The following is a 17,419-nucleotide window of genomic DNA, read 5'->3' as shown; positions in this document are numbered from 1 at the left end:
GGTGTCAACTACACGTTGCCGTCCATCAGTTCGTCGGCGTCCACGATCCGATACGCATACCCCTGCTCGGCCAGGAACCGCTGCCGGTGGGCCGCGAAGTCCTGGTCGATCGTGTCGCGCGCCACGACCGAGTAGAAGTGGGCCTTGTGCCCGTCCGCCTTGGGCCGCAGCACTCGCCCGAGCCGCTGCGCCTCCTCCTGCCGGGAGCCGAAGGTGCCGGACACCTGGATGGCGATGGTGGCCTCGGGCAGGTCGATGGAGAAGTTGGCGACCTTCGACACCACGAGGACCGAGATCTCACCGTTGCGGAACGCGTCGAAGAGCTTCTCGCGCTGAGAATTCGGCGTCTCACCCTTGATGACAGGCGCGTCGAGGTGCTCGCCCAGCTCGTCCAGCTGGTCGATGTACTGGCCGATCACCAGGGTCTGCTGCCCCTGGTGCTTGCGTACGAGCGCCTCCGTCACCCTGCGCTTGGTGTCGGTGGTCGCGCAGTAGCGGTACTTCTCCTCGGTCTCCGCCGTGGCATACGCCAGCCGCTCGGACTCGGTCAGATTGACTCGCACCTCGACGCAGTCGGCAGGCGCGATGTAGCCCTGCGCCTCGATCTCCTTCCAGGGCGCGTCGAAGCGCTTCGGCCCAATGAGCGAGAACACGTCCGACTCCCGCCCGTCCTCACGCACCAGCGTCGCCGTGAGCCCGAGTCGGCGGCGCGCCTGGAGGTCGGCGGTGAACTTGAACACCGGCGCGGGCAGCAGGTGCACCTCGTCGTAGACGATCAGCCCCCAGTCGCGGGAGTCGAACAGCTCCAGGTGGGAGTAGATCCCCTTCCGCTTGGTGGTGAGCACCTGATACGTGGCGATGGTGACCGGCCGGATCTCCTTCTTGGCCCCGCTGTACTCACCGATCTCGTCCTCGGTGAGCGAGGTCCGCTTGATCAGTTCGTGCTTCCACTGCCGGGCGGAGACCGTGTTGGTGACAAGGATCAGCGTGGTCGCCTTGGCCTGCGCCATGGCCCCGGCACCCACCAGCGTCTTGCCTGCCCCGCAGGGCAGCACCACGACCCCGGACCCACCGTGCCAGAACCCCTCGACCGCCTGCTTCTGGTACGGCCTCAGCGCCCAGCCCGCCTCGTCCAGGTCGATACGGTGCGCCTCGCCGTCCACGTACCCGGCGAGGTCCTCGGCGGGCCAGCCGAGCTTGAGCAGCGTCTGCTTGATCTGACCGCGCTCGGACGGATGCACGACCACCGTGTCCGGGTCCAGCCGCGCACCCACCAGCGGCTGGACCTTCTTGGACCGCAGGACCTCTTCGAGTACCGGCCGGTCGGTGGTGGTGAGCACCAGCCCATGGGTGGGGTGCTTGACCAGGCTGAGCCGCCCGTATCTGGCCATCGTCTCCGCGACGTCGACCAGCAGCGCGTGCGGCACCGGGTAGCGCGAGAACTCGACGAGGGCGTCCACGACCTGCTCGGCGTCGTGCCCGGCGGCCCGGGCGTTCCACAGACCGAGCGGGGTGACGCGGTAGGTGTGGATGTGCTCGGGCGCCCGCTCCAGCTCAGCGAAGGGCGCGATGGCGCGACGGCAGGCATCGGCCTGGTCGTGGTCGACTTCGAGAAGCAGAGTCTTGTCACTTTGGACGATCAGGCAGGACACGCATACCTCCGAAAATAGGACCGTCCCGTGACAGACAGCACACCCGCCACGGCCCGGGCGCCGCCCCGAGCCAGACGGTCCAAGGGCGTCTCGGCAAGTGCGCCGGGAATGCGCGCTGCCATCTGCGTACGACTTTCACGCGAAACAGGAGAGTCTACCTCGCCGGAGCGCCAACGGGCGGCGTGCGAGGCGTTGTGCCAGGCCAGAGGCTGGAACGTCATCGCAGGAGAAGAAGACATCGACGCGTCCGGCTATTCCCGCGGACCGGACCGTCCGGGCCTGCAACGGGTCCTGTCCGACCGTGCCGGTCGCAGCGATCAACGAATGGCTACGACCCTGTCTCGCGCGTCATCACGTACGCGTTCCCGATGTCGGGATCGCCGTAGAAGAAGAACAGCCTCAACTCGTCGTGCTGATCGCGGTCCACGTAAAAGGACCACGCGTATGTCGATGGGGGTTCGGAAGCCGAGGTGTCAGTGGCCGTCGTGGGGGAACGGCTCTCCACCCGGGTCCGGGCTGTCAGCGCGAGCCGGACGGCCTGTCCGCCGTCGTCGTCGGCCAGTTGCCAGGTTCCCGTACCGGAGAGGCGCCAGCCGTCCTCGAAGTCGAAGTCCTGTCCGTCGAGCTTTTCGAAGAGAGCCGTTCCGTCTTTGCGAAGCACCACGCGGGTCCCCTCGACGTTTTCCCAGCCCCCGGCGACTTCGGCCGCCGTGGTGTCGTGGATCCCGGTTCCCCCGTAGTACTGATAGGGGCCGGCGCACGCCGTCAGAGCAGCCAGAACCACCATCAGGCCACCGAGGGCCGCCCCCCACGCATACAGCCTGCGTCCGCCCGCCACCAGGCCCCCTCCAGCCCACATCGGCCAACGGATACGAGTGGGCCGTGGAGAGATACCCTGCCAGAGTCGTTGAACGCGTTCAACTCTGCGACTGCAGAGGTGTCGCTTACCGCCCCGGCCCTTGCGTCCAGCGCTGCCCGCAGCCACCCGGTCGAGCCGACCGGACGGCGCATGGCCGGGAAGTGGGTCGGCTTCGGTAAGGACTTCGACGTGAATACCGGCCCCTGGGAACTGCGGCTGGTGGACCGCTCCACGAGCAAGGCCACGATGGCGAGGTACAGCAAGCCGCCAGAGTGATTCGCGCTGACACCACGGGGCGGTCCCAGGCAAGTGCCCCATCCGACGACGGCCTCACAACGCAGTCGGGCGGGGCTTTCGGTGCACTCCCTGGCGTGCTAAGCGTAAGCGGCCGGTTCCGGAAGTCCTGCGGGGGTTGATCAGGCGCCAGCGCGACGGAGGATTCTTCCTGACGGCCGGTGGTGTGCCGGCCGAAAGGGGCAGTCGCGTGTGACCGGTCGGACCGGGGCGGTTCACGTTCCGTCGGCCGCGAAAGGCATCCGGCGCGCGGCGTACGTCCGGCCGTGGCCCGCGTGCACCGCAGGGGCGGTTTGGGCGGTTCGTGGGCCATCGGCCGGACCGCCTTCTCCCGATGCCAGCTCTGCTCGCTGTCGCCGAAGGGCTCTTGACGGTGCGTCAGGAGTGTGGCTCGTCCGCCAGTTCCGCGACGCCCGTGATCCGGTGCAGCGGGTAGGTCCGCACCTCGTCGGCCGTGTGGTCGTACGCCGTGACGAAGCCGCCCTCCACGCGGACGGGGGCGATGACCCGCTGGCTCGCGGCGCCGTCGGCGTTGACGTAGCCGATCCAGAGGGCGGAGCCGGTGAGGGCGGCGGCCTGGACGGTGGCCAGGGTTTCGGCGGGAGTGGTGCGCGGGAGACGGCCTTCCCCGGGAGCTGTCTCGGCGGGGACGGCCTCGGCGGGGGCGGGTTTGCGGGTGGCGGTCGCGGCCAGGTCTCCGGCGCGGATCGCCCTCACCGCCGCGCCGAGCAGCGTGTCGTCAGGTGCCGGGGGGCCGTCGGGTACCGGGACCGGTGGGGTGCGGGGCGGGGTGCGGTGGGCGTCGGCGCGGGTGATCAGGACGTCGCCTTCGGCTGACTCCGCGGCGGGGGCGAAGCCCATCGCCCGCAGGCCATCCAGCAGGCTCGCCGGGTCCGCCTGGGCGGCCAGCACCGTGGGTGCGAGGCGGCGCAGACGCAGCGGCTGGGACCGGCGGTCGGCGAGGATCTCGTCGAGCACGGAGTCGTCGTCGCAGCGTACGTAGGCCGATGCCGATCCGATCCGCAGGTGGCCGTGCTTGCGGGCCACGTCGTCGATCAGATAGCTCAGCGGCTGCGGCACCGGCGTACGGCTGTGTCTCGCGAGGAAGGCGTGCAGATCCGCCGCCGCCTGCCCGGCGTCGAGCGCGCGTCTCACGGATGCGGGCGTGAACCGGTACACCGTCGCGCCACCCTTCGACTCCACGTCCGCGAGCACGTCGAGGGCGTCGGCGAGCGGTCGCTCCAGCGGGCCCGGCGCTACCGCCGTCAGGTCGGCCTGGAGGAGCACATGGTCCAGCGGCGGCGGGAACAGCGGGGCGATGGCCGCTGCCGCGAGCCGGTCCCCGTCGGCGGAGGTGTCCGCGGCGAGCAGGGCACGGGCCGCCGACGAGAGGGCGCCGCGGCCGGTGAGGCCGAGGAGTTCGGCCTCCATGAGGGTCCAGCCCGCGATACGCGTACGCAGGTCCACGGTGTCCGGACGCGCGGGCCGTACCGGGCGCTCCCAGCGCAGCCGGGCCAGCACCGAGTCCGGGTCGGCGGAAGCGCCGGGCGGCTGGTCCGCCAGCAGGTGCAGCACCCGCCGCCGCACCTCCGGGGCCGGGCCGCGGTCGAGGTCCGGGCCCAGCGCCGCCAGCGTGCGGCCCTTGGCGTCCTGGCCGCCCACCACACCCGGGGTACGGGTGGCGGCGAGCCACGCCGCCACCAGCGCCGTCCAGCGGTCGGCGGCCGGGAGGTCGAGCCAGGTGTCGTACGCGGGGGTGGGTACGAAGCGTTCGTCGGCCTCCCCGTCCGATCCCAGCAGCCCCGCCCCGTAGGCGAGCTCGATCCAGAAGGCGGCGATCGGCTCGGTCACGTCCAGCGTCGCCGCCGTCCGCTTGAGGTCGCGCGCGCTCAGCCCGCCCGCCCTGAGCACCGCGGGTCCGCCGGTCTGCCAGTCCTTGAGCAGTTCCTCCATGGTGGCGAGTGCCGTGTACGCCTGTCCCGCCGCCGTGCTGTCCACAACCTGTGGACCGTGCTCGGCCGCGACCACCACCTCCGGTGCCACTGGTTCCGGCGTCCGGTGCGCCCTGCCCCCGCGCAGATGCAGTGCCGCCTCACGCGGCAGCACGACCGTGCGCGGGGACGCGGGCAGCAGCAGCCCGTGGTCCCGCAGCCAGCGCACCGGAGGGGTCGGATCGGCGGTCACCTCGCCGTACGGCGGCCCCCACACCAGCCGGTCCAGCACCGCCAGCGCATCCGGCGGCGCGGTGTCCAGCAGCGCAGCCATCCGCTCCCGGTCGGTGAACAGGGCCGTCAACGCCCCCACGGCCGACACCGAGTCATGCGTCCCCGGCAGCCCGACGACGGCGAGGATCTCCTGGAGCCGCTGCGGCGACATACCCGCCGTGGCTTCGGCGACGGTCGGGCCGAGACCGGTCGGGGATGGCGCCGACGGGGACGGGGCGAGCAGTTCGCGTGCGGTACGCACCAACCGCAGCCGGTCGTCGTCGCCCCAGACCAGCGCCTGCTCGCGCAGCACGGCCAGGGCGCGGGGCAGTGCGGCGGCGATCGCCGGATCGCCCGCGCCGCCGCCGTCACCGCCGTCACCGCCGTCACCGTCATCGCCTGCAAGCAGGCCGAGTACGGTCGCGTACGAGGTGGGTTCGGCGGCCACCGCAAGCGCCTGCGCGGTCTGGAGCGCGAATCGGTCGAGCCGCTCCAGCGCGCGTACGACGGACCCGCGCGTGCCCGCGCGGGTGGCGAGCTGGGTGATGTCGTTCGGCACCGGGATCAGCAGGTCGGGGCGGGCTCGCAGCAGCGCGGCCAGCCCTGCGTCACCGCGGGCTCGCAGTGCCTCCGCCAGCGTGCGGGGCGCCGGACGCCCCGCATCGCCGTTGCCGCCTTCGCCGCCGCTGTTGCCGCGTTCGCCGACCGTACGTACGGCCACGTGCGCCTCCAGATCGAGCTCACCGGTCCCCATCCGCCCCACGTTAGCCCGTGTTCCCGCGCTAACGTCAGGACCGTGGGGATCGAGAGCGATCAGCTTGTCTTCGACTACCTGAGCCGGGTCGGCGATCTGGCCCAGCAGCACCAGCTGCCTTCCGGGGCCAGGATGCAGCTCGTGACGTCGTTGCGGAACGAGATCGACCGGCAGCGCGCCAGACACGGCACGGACAACCCGGCCGCCGTGCGCCGCATTCTGGGACGTCTCGGCACACCTGACGAGGTGGTGGCCGCGGCGTCGCCCGACGGCGCCGGGTCGGGCGGCGAGCCCGCCGTGCCGCCTCGGCCGGCCCCTGCGCGGGTGCAGCGGACGCCGCGTGTGCCACGCCCGCGCGTGGCTTCGGATTCGGCCGCGTCACCGCCGCATCTGGCCGGGACGGACGAGCTCGGCACATCCGGGGGCGAACCCGACTGGTGGCGCATCGGGCCGGACCCGGCGGACAGCGGGATCGGCGGCTTCGTCGGCGGCGTGGAGATCCCCGAGATACTGAAGCCTCCGCCGGGCGAGGACGCGGAAGCGGACGGTGCCGGGGAAGCGACAGCCGGCGGTGGGGCAGGCGTGGAGTCGGCCGTGCCCGCCCGGCGCCGGTGGCTGCCAGGGCTGCGCCGCCGTACCGCCGGGGAGCCGGGAGAGCCCGCCGGCGCGGGTGAAGTGGGCGGGAAGACGGCGGCCCGGCGCTCGCTCGGCAACCCGTTCCTGCTGTTCGCGGCGGCTCTGCTGGTCATCGGCACGATCCTCGGCTCCTGGCTCGCGCTCGGCCTCGGCTGGCTGCTCGCCTACGCCTCCGGCACCCTGAGCCGCGGCCAGGCGAAATGGGCCGTCCTGGGCCTCCCCGGCGCGGTCGCGGGCGGCGCGGCGGTCTGGCTGTGGGGCCGCGTCAACGGCCGATGGGGCGAGCCGATCCCCCCTGGCGGCGACGCGATGGCGGACGTACTCGCGGGGGCCTGGCCCTGGGTGCTGCGTGGCGCGGCGGTCGCGACGGCGCTGTATCTGGTGTATCGGGCCCGCAAGTCCTGAGGGCGGGGGCCGGGACGTCCCGAGAATGGCGGCTTCTCCGGATTGCGGTGAGCCGAGCCTTCATCGGAGGCGGGCACCCCGATTGGGCCAGGGGCGCCGCTCCGGCATGGGCGCGCTCCCCGGCGAAGCGCGCACCGAGGAGAATGGACGCATGCGCACGCTCACCATCGGGTTCGACCTCGATATGACCCTGATCGACTCGCGCCCCGGCATCCACGCCGTCTACCGCGCCCTCGCCGCCGAGGCCGGGGTCCACATCGACGCCGACCTCGCCGTCTCCCGGCTCGGACCGCCGGTTGAGCGGGAGATCGCGCAGTGGTTCCCCGCCGAGCGCGTCGAGGAGATGGCCGGGCGGTACCGGGAGATCTACGCCCTGCACGCGATAGTCGCGAGCCCCGCGCTGCCGGGTGCCCTGGAGTCCATCGACGCCATCCGGGCGGTCGGAGGGCGGGCGATCGTGGTCACCGCCAAGCACGAGCCGAGCGCGCGCCTGCATCTCGACCATCTCGGCATCGAGCCGGACGCGCTGATCGGCAGCCTGTGGGCGGAGGACAAGGCTGGGGCGCTGCGCACGCACGGGGCCCAGGTGTACGTCGGCGACCACACCGGCGACGTACGCGGCGCCCGGACAGCGGGCGCGCTGTCCGTCGGCGTGGCGACGGGACCCTGCGGGGCGGATGAGCTCGCGGCCGCCGGGGCGGATGTGGTGCTCCCGGACCTCACCGCGTTCCCGGAGTGGTTCGCCGCCTACGCGGAGGCGGACGGAGACGGAGAGGCGGAGCGGGCCTCGCGGCGCTGAGCCGCGATGGACCGGAGCACTCCGGCACCCGCGATCAGGAATCCGAGCCCCATCAGCATGCAGACGGCGTAGGCAACCGGCGGAAACGGCTCCGTACCGAGAAACAGCGGGGCCACTGTGACGAGAGTGGCCACAGTGCCGATGATGAAGACGATCCCGCCGGCGCGTACCAGCCCATCACCGGGCCCAGCGGCGGAACGGGACGAATTCGTTTGGGTTTCATGAGTCACTCGACCAGGGTAGTTCCCAGCGCACGGAAACCACCGGGGACGTCTTGTCAGCGGGCCCGGGACCATTAGCCTATGGGTGATGGCGGGTCAGACAACGACCCGCTGCAGTGCTATCCAGAGCAGTTTTCACACCAGATTTCCACTGCTTACCATATTCACCATATCTACCACAAGAACCCTAATTCCCGACGAGTACGAGGACGAGGACAGACGTGCCTACCGGCAAGGTCAAATGGTTCAACAGCGAGAAGGGCTTCGGCTTTCTCTCCCGCGACGACGGCGGCGACGTCTTTGTCCATTCGTCGGTGCTTCCTGACGGAGTCGACGGCCTCAAGCCGGGACAGCGCGTGGAATTCGGCGTTGTCGCAGGTCAGCGAGGGGATCAGGCTCTCTCGGTGGTCATCCTGGACCCGACCCCATCGGTCGCCGCCGCGCAGCGCCGCAAGCCGGACGAGCTGGCCTCGATCGTGCAGGACCTGACGACGCTGCTTGAGAACATCACGCCTCAGCTTGAGCGCGGCCGTTACCCCGACAAGGCGCACGGCAAGAAGATCGCGGGCCTGCTGCGCGCCGTGGCCGACCAGCTCGACGTCTGAAGCGTGTCGTAGAGGCAGCGAAATCCGGCCGTGGGACAGAGTCCCACGGCCGGATTTCGGTCGGGCCTCAGGGGAACGCCAGCGCCTCCGGCGCGATCGGCGGCACAAGCCCCTCCGCCGCCGCACGGGTGAGCAGCCCTCGCACCGCCGCGTATCCGCTCTCACCGAGGTCCGCGGTGAACTCGTTGACGTACAGACCGATGTGCTGGTCGGCCACCGCCGGGTCCATCTCCTGGGCGTGTTCGATTACGTAGGGCCGTGACGCGGTCGGGTCGTCCCAGGCCATCCGGACGGACGTACGGGCCGCCTCGGCCAGCACCCCCAACGTCCCGACACCCAGCGAGCGCTTGGCGATGATCGCGCCCAGCGGGATCGGCAGCCCGGTCGTGGACTCCCAGTGCTCGCCCATGTCGGCGAGGCAGTGCAACCCGTAGCCGGGGTAGGTGAAGCGCGCCTCGTGGATCACCAGCCCCGCGTCCACCTTGCCGTCCCGCACGGCCGGCATGATCTCGTGGAACGGCATGACGACGATCTCCCCGACGCCATCGGGGACCCTGTCGGCCGCCCACAGCCGGAACAGCAGATACGCCGTCGAGCGCTCACTCGGCACCGCGACGGTCCTGCCCGCGAGCTCCCGCGCGGCGCCCGGCTCGCGGGTCAGCACCAGTGGTCCGCAGCCCCGGCCGAGCGCGCCGCCGCACGGCAGCAGCGCGTATTGGTCGAGCACGTACGGCAGCACCGCGTACGACACCTTCAGCACATCGAACTCACCACGCTCGGCCATGCCGTTGGTGATGTCGATATCGGCCAGCGTCACATCGAGCCTCGGCGCGCCCGGGACCCGACCGTGCGTCCACGCGTCGAACACGAACGTGTCGTTGGGGCAGGGCGAGTAGGCGATCTTGAGAGTGGTCGACGTCATCGGGCCTCCTCCTCGATTACGGGCCTGGGCCCGGCCTTGGGCCCGGAACCGGCCGCGGGGCCGAGTGCGGGTCCGAGCCCGGCGAACGCGAGCCGCAACACGTCGAGCGCATCCCCGATCCGCCAGGCGGCGCGGTCACGCGGGCCGACGGCGTTCGAGACGGCACGGATCTCCAACACGGGAATGCCGTGCGCCGCCGCGGCCTCCGCGACCCCGAAGCCCTCCATCGCCTCCGCGGCGGCTCGCGGATGACGCACGGTCAGCTCCGCGGCGCGGGCGGCCGTCCCGGTCACCGTGGACACGGTGAGCACAGGACCGTGGACCGCGTCCAAGGCATCGGCGAGCTGTGCCGAGAGCGGGGACGGGGCGTGGGTCGAGCGGCCGAAGCCGAGCGCTTCGACGCCGAGATAGCCGTCCGGTGTCTCGGCGCCGAGGTCCGCGGCCACGATCGAGTCGGCGACCACGAGCGCGCCGATCGGGGCCGTCGGGGCGAAACCGCCGCCGATGCCCGCCGAGATCACCAGGTCGTACGCGCCGTTCGGGTACGCCCCGCTCATCAGCGAAGTGGCGGTCAGGGCCTTCGCGGTGGCCGCGGCGGCGGCCGCCGGCCCCACACCCGCCACCAGCACGTCGACGTCCAGACCATCGACTCTCAGGCCGTGGGCGCTCAGTCCGTGGACCACGCTGCCTGCGGTCGGTCCTTCGCCTCCCTGACGCGCCCCGCCGCCGGGGGCGATGGGTGCGGCGGTGGCGGAGGACAGCCCGGCGGCAACGGATTCCGCTTCCACCTGCACCGCTGTAACGACGAGTACGCGCATGAGCGAGCCCGGTCGGCTCAGACCCTCCCGGTCCTCCCGGCTTTCCTAGGACTCCTTCTTGAGCGTGAAGTGCCAGATGCCGGTCAGTCGCTGGCCGGTGGTCTCCACGATGCTGACCTGCGCGGTGTTGGTCGTCTCGCCCGTCTGGGAGGAGAAGAACGCGCTGGCGGGGATGGACCGGTACGTCTTGTGGTACGGCTCCTGCTCGGCCTGCTGGCCGCCGATGAACAGCGTCCAGCCGTTCTCTGCCACCTCGGGCTCGACACCGAAGCGGACCCGGTCGTCCGCGCTGACCTCGACGGCCTGGCCGGCCTTCTTGTTCAAGCAGCCCTGGATCAGCGATTCCTTGATGGGGTCGCCGTCGTTGTAGCAGGCGGCTTCGGTGCTGACCGAGTTCGTCCCGACCGTCACGGTCGCGAGCGGCGTCGGCTTGTCGCAGGCGGAGAGTACGAGGAGGCCGGCGGACACGGCACCGAGGGCGGCGACGGCCCGGCGGCGCTTGCCGGAAGAGAACGCAACGGTCATGGGCCGAAGGCTATCGGGCGCCCGGTGTCCCGCCGCGCGGGGGTGCGGCGTGGCGCCGACCAAGGCCCAGGTGCACCACGTACACCTCCCGCATCAGAACGGGTGGCCGCGTCACCGCACCCGTACCACCCGCACCGTGCGCGGTGGCGGCAGGCTGCGCCGGGAGGCCACCACCAGACCGCGCAGCGCCAGTACCGCGCCCGTCGCGAGGATGGCCGCCGCCACCGAGATACCGAGCACGCCGTTCAGCGGCAGCGCGATCCCGATCGCGCCACCGGCAACCCATGCCACCTGGAGCAGGGTCTCGGCGCGGGCGAACGCCGAGGTCCGCACCGCCTCCGGCACGTCGCGCTGGATCATCGCGTCCAGCGCCAGCTTGGACAGCGCCTGGGTGAGACCTGCGACCGCGCCCAGCACCGCCACCATCACCGGGCTGAAGAACACCGCGGTGAGCACCGCCGCCGCCAACGCGAGCAGCAGCCCCGCCGCGATGATCACCTCAGGCGGCCGGTGCCGCACCCATGCCCCGATCGTCGTACCGCAGGCATTGCCGACGCCCGCCGCGACACCCACCATCACCAGCGACGCCGCCGCACTCTGCCCTTCCAGCGGATGCACCCGCAGCAGGAACGCCAGGAAGAAGATCAGGAAGCCGGACAGCATTCGGTGGGCGGCGTTCGCCTGGAGCCCGTGCAGCACGGAGGGCCCCACGGTACGCAGGCTCGGCTTGCGCTCACCGTGCGTGAGCATGTGGGCCTTGTGCTCGCCCTTCGCGGAGTCCACCTTGTGCGGCAGGGTGAACGCCAGAAACGTTCCCGCCGCGAAGATGGCGCAAGCACCGTAGAGCGGCCACGCAGGGCCGATCTGCTGGAGCCCGAACGCGATAGGCGCGGCGATCCCGGTGGCCACCAGACCGGCCAGGGTCACCCGTGAGTTGGCCTTCACCAGGGCGAAGCGCGGCGGCAGCAGTCGAGGTACGACGGCGCTGCGGACGACGCCGTACGCCTTCGAGGCCACCAGTACGCCCAACGCAGCCGGATACAGCTCGATACCGCCCGTGGCGACGGCGCCCGACATGGTGAGCGCCAGCAGCGCGCGGGCGGCCATCGCACCGGCCATCGCGGCGCGCCGACCGTGCGGGATGTGGTCGAGGAGAGGGCCGACGACGGGGGCGAGGAGGACGAACGGCGCCATCGTGATGGCGAGGTAGAGCGCCACCCGGCCGCGGGCCTCGTCGGTGGGTACGGCGAAGAACACCGTCGATGCGAGCGCGACCGTGATCATGACGTCGCCCGCGCCGTTCACCGCGTGCAGCTCGATCAGCTTGCCGAGTCCGGACTCGCCCGCGCCATGTGCGTGTGTCGCCCGGCGAATTCCTCGCGCCGCGCCGGTGAACGGCCGGCGCAGGGCGCGCCCGACGGGTCCGATCCGTTCCCCGGCCGATCGCAGGGCGCGGCCGACCGCCCGGGCCGTCCTGCTCAGCGGCCCGGGCGCGGGGGACGACCTCGCGGCTGTCACGTCGTCATAGTGCCCCACGAGACCTCATCCGGAACGGGTATGAACCGCTATTCGGACGGGCAGGTGGGCGGTAGGACGCGGAGGGGGGTAGCGTGCGTAGCGCGCCACCGGCGGTGGTTCCCGGCCGCGCGCCTCTTCGTCATCCCGCAGAATGGGTGGTGGTAGGTGCGTGCGCACGGGACTGATTGCCCGGGCGCGGACGTCGATGCGGCACTCCCCCGGTGTTCCGGACCCTGCTCCGGGCCTCTGGACGGATTCCAGCCGCTCCGCCCGCGGCCCGTACATCGTGGATCGTCCGGCGCGCACCCGTGAGACGGCGTAGGAGAGAAGCGAGACCTGTGAGTGCTGCGACGACGCGAAGCCGTACCCCTGACCGTCTGTGCGCCGAGGCGGTAGACCTCGCCCGGGCGGCGGCCGAGGAAGCGGCGGCGCCGGGGGTGGTGGGGGAGCACGTCGGGGTCGTATCCGAGGGCGACCGCGTGGTCACCCATTTCTTCGAGTCCAAGGAGCCGGGCTACCGCGGCTGGCGCTGGGCGGTGACGGTCGCCCGGGCGTCCCGGGCGAAGGTCGTCACGCTCGACGAAACCGTCCTGCTGCCGGGTACCGACGCTCTCCTCGCCCCCGAGTGGGTGCCGTGGAGCGAACGGCTGCGGCCCGGCGACATGGGCCCCGGGGACCTGCTGCCCACCGAGGCGGACGACATGCGCCTCGAACCCGGCTACTCCGGCGAGGACGCCCCGCCGCCGAACTCCGCGGTGTCGGATGAGATGGCCGACCGGGTGGAGGCCGAGGACGCCGAGATCGTCTCCCGTACCCCCTCACGCGGCGCGATCGGCGCGGTCGCGGAGGAACTCGGGATGCGGCGCGCCCGGGTCCTGTCCCGGTACGGGCTGCACACGGCGGCCGACCGCTGGGACGACGCGTTCGGAGCGAAGACCCCGATGGCGCAGGCGGCGCCGGCCACCTGCGTGTCCTGCGCCTTCCTGATGCCGCTCGGCGGGTCGCTCGGGCAGGCGTTCGGGGTGTGCGCGAACGAGTTCTCACCGGCTGACGGGCGGGTGGTGTCCTTGGCGTACGGCTGCGGGGGCCACTCCGAGGCGGCCGTCATGCCGAAGCCGCCGAGGCCGGCCGCGCCCGTGCTGGACTCGATGCGGGCGGACGAGTTCCCGCTCCGGCCGGCCCCGGACAGTGGATCCGTCCCGGACCACGCGGACGGGTCCCCCGACGACCTGGGCCACAGCTAACGGCTTTCGTGGCGTGCTGCGACCGGTGTACGGGGCACCTCGGGGTGGCTCCGGTATGCCCCGTTCACCGGGCCTCAGGACGTGTGCGTGAGCGTCTCGCCGCCGCCGACGCTGCTCAGCGACACCCGTAGCCGCGAGATCCCCGCCGGGAACGCCTCGCCGAGCGAGATGCGTACCTCATGGGTGCGGGAGGCGCCGGCCTCCAGGCGGCCGACGCACCGGCGAGGTACGCCTCGAAAGCGGCGCCGCTGACCGTTGGTCAGCTCCGGGTGCCGGAGAGCCCGGTGAGTCGGACGTCGAGGTTCTCGGACTGCTTGTGGTCCAGGCCGAAGCCGACGGACCACCGGGGTGCCGGCCGTCAGCGGCACTGCGGCGGCGACGACAGAACGGCACGAAAGACGCGTGCGCATGATGCAGGTCCCCCAGGGATACGCAGGCTCGGAAAATCCGAGGGTGGTCTGGCGGTTGCTCTCGTCCCGGTCCCCCCGGTGCCGTCGGCCGTACCGCCGCCTTCGCAGGGATGGACGTGCGACCCCCGGCAGGGTTGCAGGTGGCTCAGAAAGTTTTTTTCGAGCGGTGCAAGGCAGGCGGGAAGGGGCCCGCGGCGCGGGACGCGGTACCTTCAGGCCGCACCGGTGCACGGTCGGAGGTACACCGGTACCAGGGACGGAAGAGAACGGAAGAGAGCGGAGACGGGCGTGAGCGTCAGGACGACCGAGGGTGCCGATCCGTTCGGAACGGCGCGGCTGCGGCGCGGTGTGCTTGACGCGTGGGGGGCGAGCCCCGCGCGGTTCCGGGAGGATGCCAACGCCGAGGAGGACCTCGCGCTCGGCGGCTACCGTGACCGCCTCGTCGTCGAGCTGGCCCAGAACGCCGCCGACGCCGCAGGCCGCGCCGGGGTACCAGGGCGGCTCCGGCTGACCCTGCGCGACGGCGTCCTCGTCGCCGCAAACACCGGCGCGCCGCTCGACGCCACCGGGGTCGAGTCACTGAGCACCCTGCGGGCGTCCGCCAAGCGGGAGAACGACCAGCGCGCGGTGGGCCGCTTCGGAGTCGGCTTCGCCGCGGTGCTCGCCGTCAGCGACGAGCCCGCGGTCGTCGGGCGGCACGGCGGCGTCCGGTGGTCACTCGCCGAAGCACGCGGGCTCGCCGCGCAGGCCGCCCAGGGCAGCCCAGGTCTCGGCGACGAGCTGCGCCGCCGCGACGGGCACGTACCGCTGCTGCGGCTCCCGCTGCCCGCCGAGGGCACCGCGCCCGACGGCTATGACACGGTGGTGATCCTGCCGCTGCGCGACGGGACCGCAGAGGATCTGGTCGCCAGGCTGCTGGCGGGGGTGGACGACGCGCTGCTGCTCACGCTGCCCGGTCTGGCCGAGGTGGTCGTGGAGACCCCGGAGGGGGCCCGGACGCTGCGTCGCAGCGAGCAGGGCCCGTATGTGCACATCGAGGACAGCGTGCTCGGCGTCAACCGCTGGCGGGTCGTCACCCACGACGGGGCCCTCGATCCTGCGCTGCTCGCCGGTCGCCCCGTGGAGGAGCGGCTGCGCCCGAACTGGAGCGTCACCTGGGCGGTGCCGGTGGACGGCGACGGGGCGCCGTCGTATCCGGCGACCGCTCCCGTCGTCCACGCGCCCACGCCCACCGACGAGCCGCTCGGGGTTCCCGCCCTGCTCATCGCGACCCTCCCGCTCGACACGGCCCGCCGCCACCACGCGCCCGGGCCACTCACCGACTTCCTGGTGCAGCGAGCGGCCCAGGCGTACGCCGAGCTGCTCGGTGACTGGCAGCCGGTGGGCACCGGCACCATCGACCTGGTGCCCGGACCACTCGGCAAGGGCGAGCTGGACGGCGCCCTGCGGGCGGCGATCCTGGAACTGCTGCCGCGTGTCGCGTTCCTCGCCCCGGCCGCGCCCGCCGCCCCCGCCGCGGGGTCCGGCGAGCCCTCGTCCGACGACGTGGTGGCATTGCGGCCCCTTGAGGCAGAGGTCGTGGAGGGCGCGGGCGCCGACACCGTACGCGTTCTGGCGGATGTGCTGCCGACGCTGCTGCCCGCGGGGCTCGAACGACGCGTGGAGCTGCGCACCCTAGGCGTGGCGCGCGTTCCGCTGACCGAGGCGATCGACCGGCTCGCCGGGATCGAACGGGACCCTTCGTGGTGGTGGCGGCTGTACGACAGCCTCGCCGGGGTGGACCCCGAGCGCCTTTCGGGCCTTCCGGTGCCGCTCGCCGCCCCCGGCGCCAAGGGCTACGAGGACGAGGCCGGGGAAGAGCAGGACGACGAGGCCGGGGAGCGAGGGGCCGTACTCCACGCCCCGCAGCGGGTGCGCACCACGATCGGTCCGCGCCAGGTTCTGCTGCCGACCCCCGACACCCCGCAGGGGTTGGCCAGGTTCGGGCTGAAGGTGGCCCATCCGGAAGCCGCGCACCCCCTCCTGGAGAAGCTGGGTGCGCTGCCCGCGACGCCTCGCGCCGTGCTGACGACCCCGCAGGTTCGGGCGGCGGTCGCGGCATCGCTCGACGACGACGTGCCGCTGTGGGACAGCGCCGAAGTGGCACCGGACGCCGACGAACTCGCCGACATCGTGCTCGCACTGGTGCGGGACGCGGGTCTGGAGCCGGGCGACGAGCCGTGGCTGGGCGCGCTCGCCCTGCCGGACGAGGACGGCGAGCTGTCCCCGGCCGCCGAGCTCGTGCTGCCGGGAAGCCCGTTCGCCTCCGTGATGCGCGAGGACGAACTGGCTTCGGTGGACGCGGAGCTGGCGGAACGCTGGGGCGAGCAGCCCCTCGCCGCCTGCGGAGTGCTGGCGAACTTCGCACTGGTACGGACCACCGATGTCGTACTCGACCCCGACGAACTCGACCCCCGCGAAGGGGACTTCCCCGAACCGGACGACGCCGGACTGCTGGACGCCGTGGACGTGTGGTGCGAGGACGTCCTCGACCGGCTGCCCGACACACCCGTGCCGCCCGTGGCCACGGAACTCGTCGCGGTGCGCGATCTGGACCTGGTGGACGACGACCGCTGGCCGCAGGCTCTCGCCCTGCTGGCGCAGCCGCCGCTGCGGGACGCCCTCACCCAGCCGGTCAGGGTGCTGCTGCCGGACGGCACGACGGAGACCATCCGCCCGTACACCGCGTGGTGGCTGCGCGACCACCCGGTGCTCGACGGCCGCCGCCCGGCCGGTCTGCGGGCGTCCGGCGGTGATCCGCTGCTCGCCGGTCTCTACGACTCGGCGGACGCGACGGGCTTCGAGGACGAGCAGGTGCTGCACGCCCTGGGCGTACGCACCTCCGTCGCCACCCTGCTCGACGAACCGGGTGGCGCCGCCGAGCTGCTCGGCCGCCTCGCCGACCCCGACCGCCCGGTCAGCCCCGCCCAGCTGCACGCCCTCTACACCGCTCTCGCCGATCTGGACCCTGAGCAGGTGACCCTGCCGGACGAGCTGCGCGCGGTGGTCGACGGCGAGGTACGGGTGGTGGAAGCGTCCGACGCCCTGGTCGCCGACGCTCCCGACCTGCTGCCCCTCACGGCCGGCCGGCCGCTGCTGCCGGTCGCCCCGGATCGGGCGGCGGACCTGGCGGAGCTCTTCCAGGTCGGCCGGCTCAGCGAGGCGGTCGACGCCGAGGTGACCACGGTCGGCGAGGAGCATGACGTCCCGCCGTCGGTGCACGCCCTGCTGGGCCCGACCACCCCGCGCTCGTACGTCGAGCACGAGGAGCTGCTCGCGGGCGGCATCGAACTCGACTGGCGCCGAACCCCCGACGGCGCCATCCACGCGGCCACGCTGGAGGGCGTCGCCGCGGGCCTGGCCTGGGCGGCGGGCCAGTGGCCGCGCCGCTTCGAGGTGGCGGCCCTGCTGGAGGACCCGTCCCGGACGGAGGAGCTGGCGCGGGACCGCTGGTTCGACTGAGCGGACGGAGGTGCGGAGCACGTGCGGTCGTCCGTCCGCGGAGGTCGTCGAA

General features: G+C 72.4%; 13 protein-coding genes and 2 pseudogenes. 7 read left to right on the top strand and 8 right to left on the bottom strand.

The genetic code is table 11. The annotated features are described in order from the left end of the window. Positions 1–8 precede the first annotated feature (8 nt). Entirely contained in the window at positions 9–1,652 is a 1,644-nt protein-coding gene (locus tag V1460_RS03310; RefSeq protein ID WP_338672009.1) for a DNA repair helicase XPB, read from the bottom strand. 108 nt (positions 1,653–1,760) lie between these two features. Here V1460_RS03310 and V1460_RS36220 point away from each other — a divergent pair. Continuing rightward, positions 1,761–1,946: pseudogene (locus V1460_RS36220) on the top strand (recombinase family protein); the annotation flags it as partial. 34 nt (positions 1,947–1,980) lie between these two features. On the opposite strand, the gene V1460_RS03305 reads toward V1460_RS36220, so the two are convergent. Continuing rightward, a complete protein-coding gene (locus V1460_RS03305; protein ID WP_338672008.1) occupies positions 1,981–2,490 on the bottom strand; it encodes a hypothetical protein in 510 nt (169 codons plus the stop codon). Between the two features lie 150 nt (positions 2,491–2,640). Between V1460_RS03305 and V1460_RS03300 the strand changes: the two are divergent. Further along, positions 2,641–2,787: pseudogene (locus V1460_RS03300) on the top strand (XRE family transcriptional regulator); the annotation flags it as partial. Between the two features lie 396 nt (positions 2,788–3,183). Here the strand turns inward: V1460_RS03300 and V1460_RS03295 are convergent. Further along, positions 3,184–5,763: a helicase C-terminal domain-containing protein gene (locus V1460_RS03295; protein ID WP_338672007.1), complete on the bottom strand. Its 2,580-nt coding sequence runs from the start codon at positions 5,761–5,763 to the stop codon at positions 3,184–3,186. A gap of 42 nt (positions 5,764–5,805) precedes the next feature. Here V1460_RS03295 and V1460_RS03290 point away from each other — a divergent pair, with 42 nt between their 5' ends. Next, positions 5,806–6,804 (top strand): hypothetical protein, encoded by a 999-nt coding sequence (locus V1460_RS03290; RefSeq protein WP_338672006.1) that lies wholly within the window; start codon positions 5,806–5,808, stop codon positions 6,802–6,804. Between the two features lie 151 nt (positions 6,805–6,955). Next, on the top strand, positions 6,956–7,603 hold the full coding sequence (locus V1460_RS03285) for an HAD hydrolase-like protein (protein WP_338672005.1): 648 nt from the start codon (positions 6,956–6,958) through the stop codon (positions 7,601–7,603). On the opposite strand, the gene V1460_RS03280 is transcribed toward V1460_RS03285, so the two are convergent. After that, positions 7,552–7,833 (bottom strand): hypothetical protein, encoded by a 282-nt coding sequence (locus tag V1460_RS03280; protein ID WP_338672004.1) that lies wholly within the window; start codon positions 7,831–7,833, stop codon positions 7,552–7,554. The genes V1460_RS03285 and V1460_RS03280 overlap by 52 nt on opposite strands. Before the next feature lie 212 nt (positions 7,834–8,045). Here V1460_RS03280 and V1460_RS03275 point away from each other — a divergent pair, with 212 nt between their 5' ends. Continuing rightward, entirely contained in the window at positions 8,046–8,429 is a 384-nt protein-coding gene (locus V1460_RS03275; protein ID WP_338672003.1) for a cold-shock protein, read from the top strand. A 67-nt stretch (positions 8,430–8,496) separates the two neighbouring features. Here the strand turns inward: V1460_RS03275 and V1460_RS03270 are convergent, their stop codons facing one another. The 4 genes from V1460_RS03270 to V1460_RS03255 form a co-directional block, all read right to left on the bottom strand. Further along, the gene (locus V1460_RS03270; protein ID WP_338672002.1) at positions 8,497–9,351 is read right to left on the bottom strand and encodes a 1,4-dihydroxy-6-naphthoate synthase; all 855 of its coding nucleotides are present in this window, start codon (positions 9,349–9,351) and stop codon (positions 8,497–8,499) included. Further along, complete coding sequence (locus tag V1460_RS03265; RefSeq protein ID WP_338672001.1) at positions 9,348–10,169, bottom strand: futalosine hydrolase; 822 nt, start codon at positions 10,167–10,169, stop codon at positions 9,348–9,350. Before V1460_RS03265 ends, V1460_RS03270 begins: the two co-directional genes overlap by 4 nt. Positions 10,170–10,214: 45 nt before the next feature. Further along, positions 10,215–10,694: a DUF2771 domain-containing protein gene (locus V1460_RS03260; protein WP_338672000.1), complete on the bottom strand. Its 480-nt coding sequence runs from the start codon at positions 10,692–10,694 to the stop codon at positions 10,215–10,217. 111 nt (positions 10,695–10,805) lie between these two features. Continuing rightward, entirely contained in the window at positions 10,806–12,212 is a 1,407-nt protein-coding gene (locus tag V1460_RS03255; protein WP_338671999.1) for an MFS transporter, read from the bottom strand. Between the two features lie 338 nt (positions 12,213–12,550). On the opposite strand from V1460_RS03255, the gene V1460_RS03250 reads away from it, so the two are divergent. Both V1460_RS03250 and V1460_RS03245 read left to right on the top strand, forming a co-directional pair. Then, on the top strand, positions 12,551–13,456 hold the full coding sequence (locus V1460_RS03250; protein WP_338671998.1) for a DUF3027 domain-containing protein: 906 nt from the start codon (positions 12,551–12,553) through the stop codon (positions 13,454–13,456). A gap of 698 nt (positions 13,457–14,154) precedes the next feature. Continuing rightward, positions 14,155–17,367: a sacsin N-terminal ATP-binding-like domain-containing protein gene (locus V1460_RS03245; RefSeq protein ID WP_338671997.1), complete on the top strand. Its 3,213-nt coding sequence runs from the start codon at positions 14,155–14,157 to the stop codon at positions 17,365–17,367. The last annotated feature ends 52 nt before the right edge of the window (positions 17,368–17,419 follow it).

This window comes from Streptomyces sp. SCSIO 30461 (genome assembly GCF_037023745.1).
GTDB lineage: Bacteria > Actinomycetota > Actinomycetes > Streptomycetales > Streptomycetaceae > Streptomyces.
The sequence above is the reverse complement of the archived record's forward strand: the minus strand, read 5'-3'. Positions and strand labels throughout refer to the sequence as shown.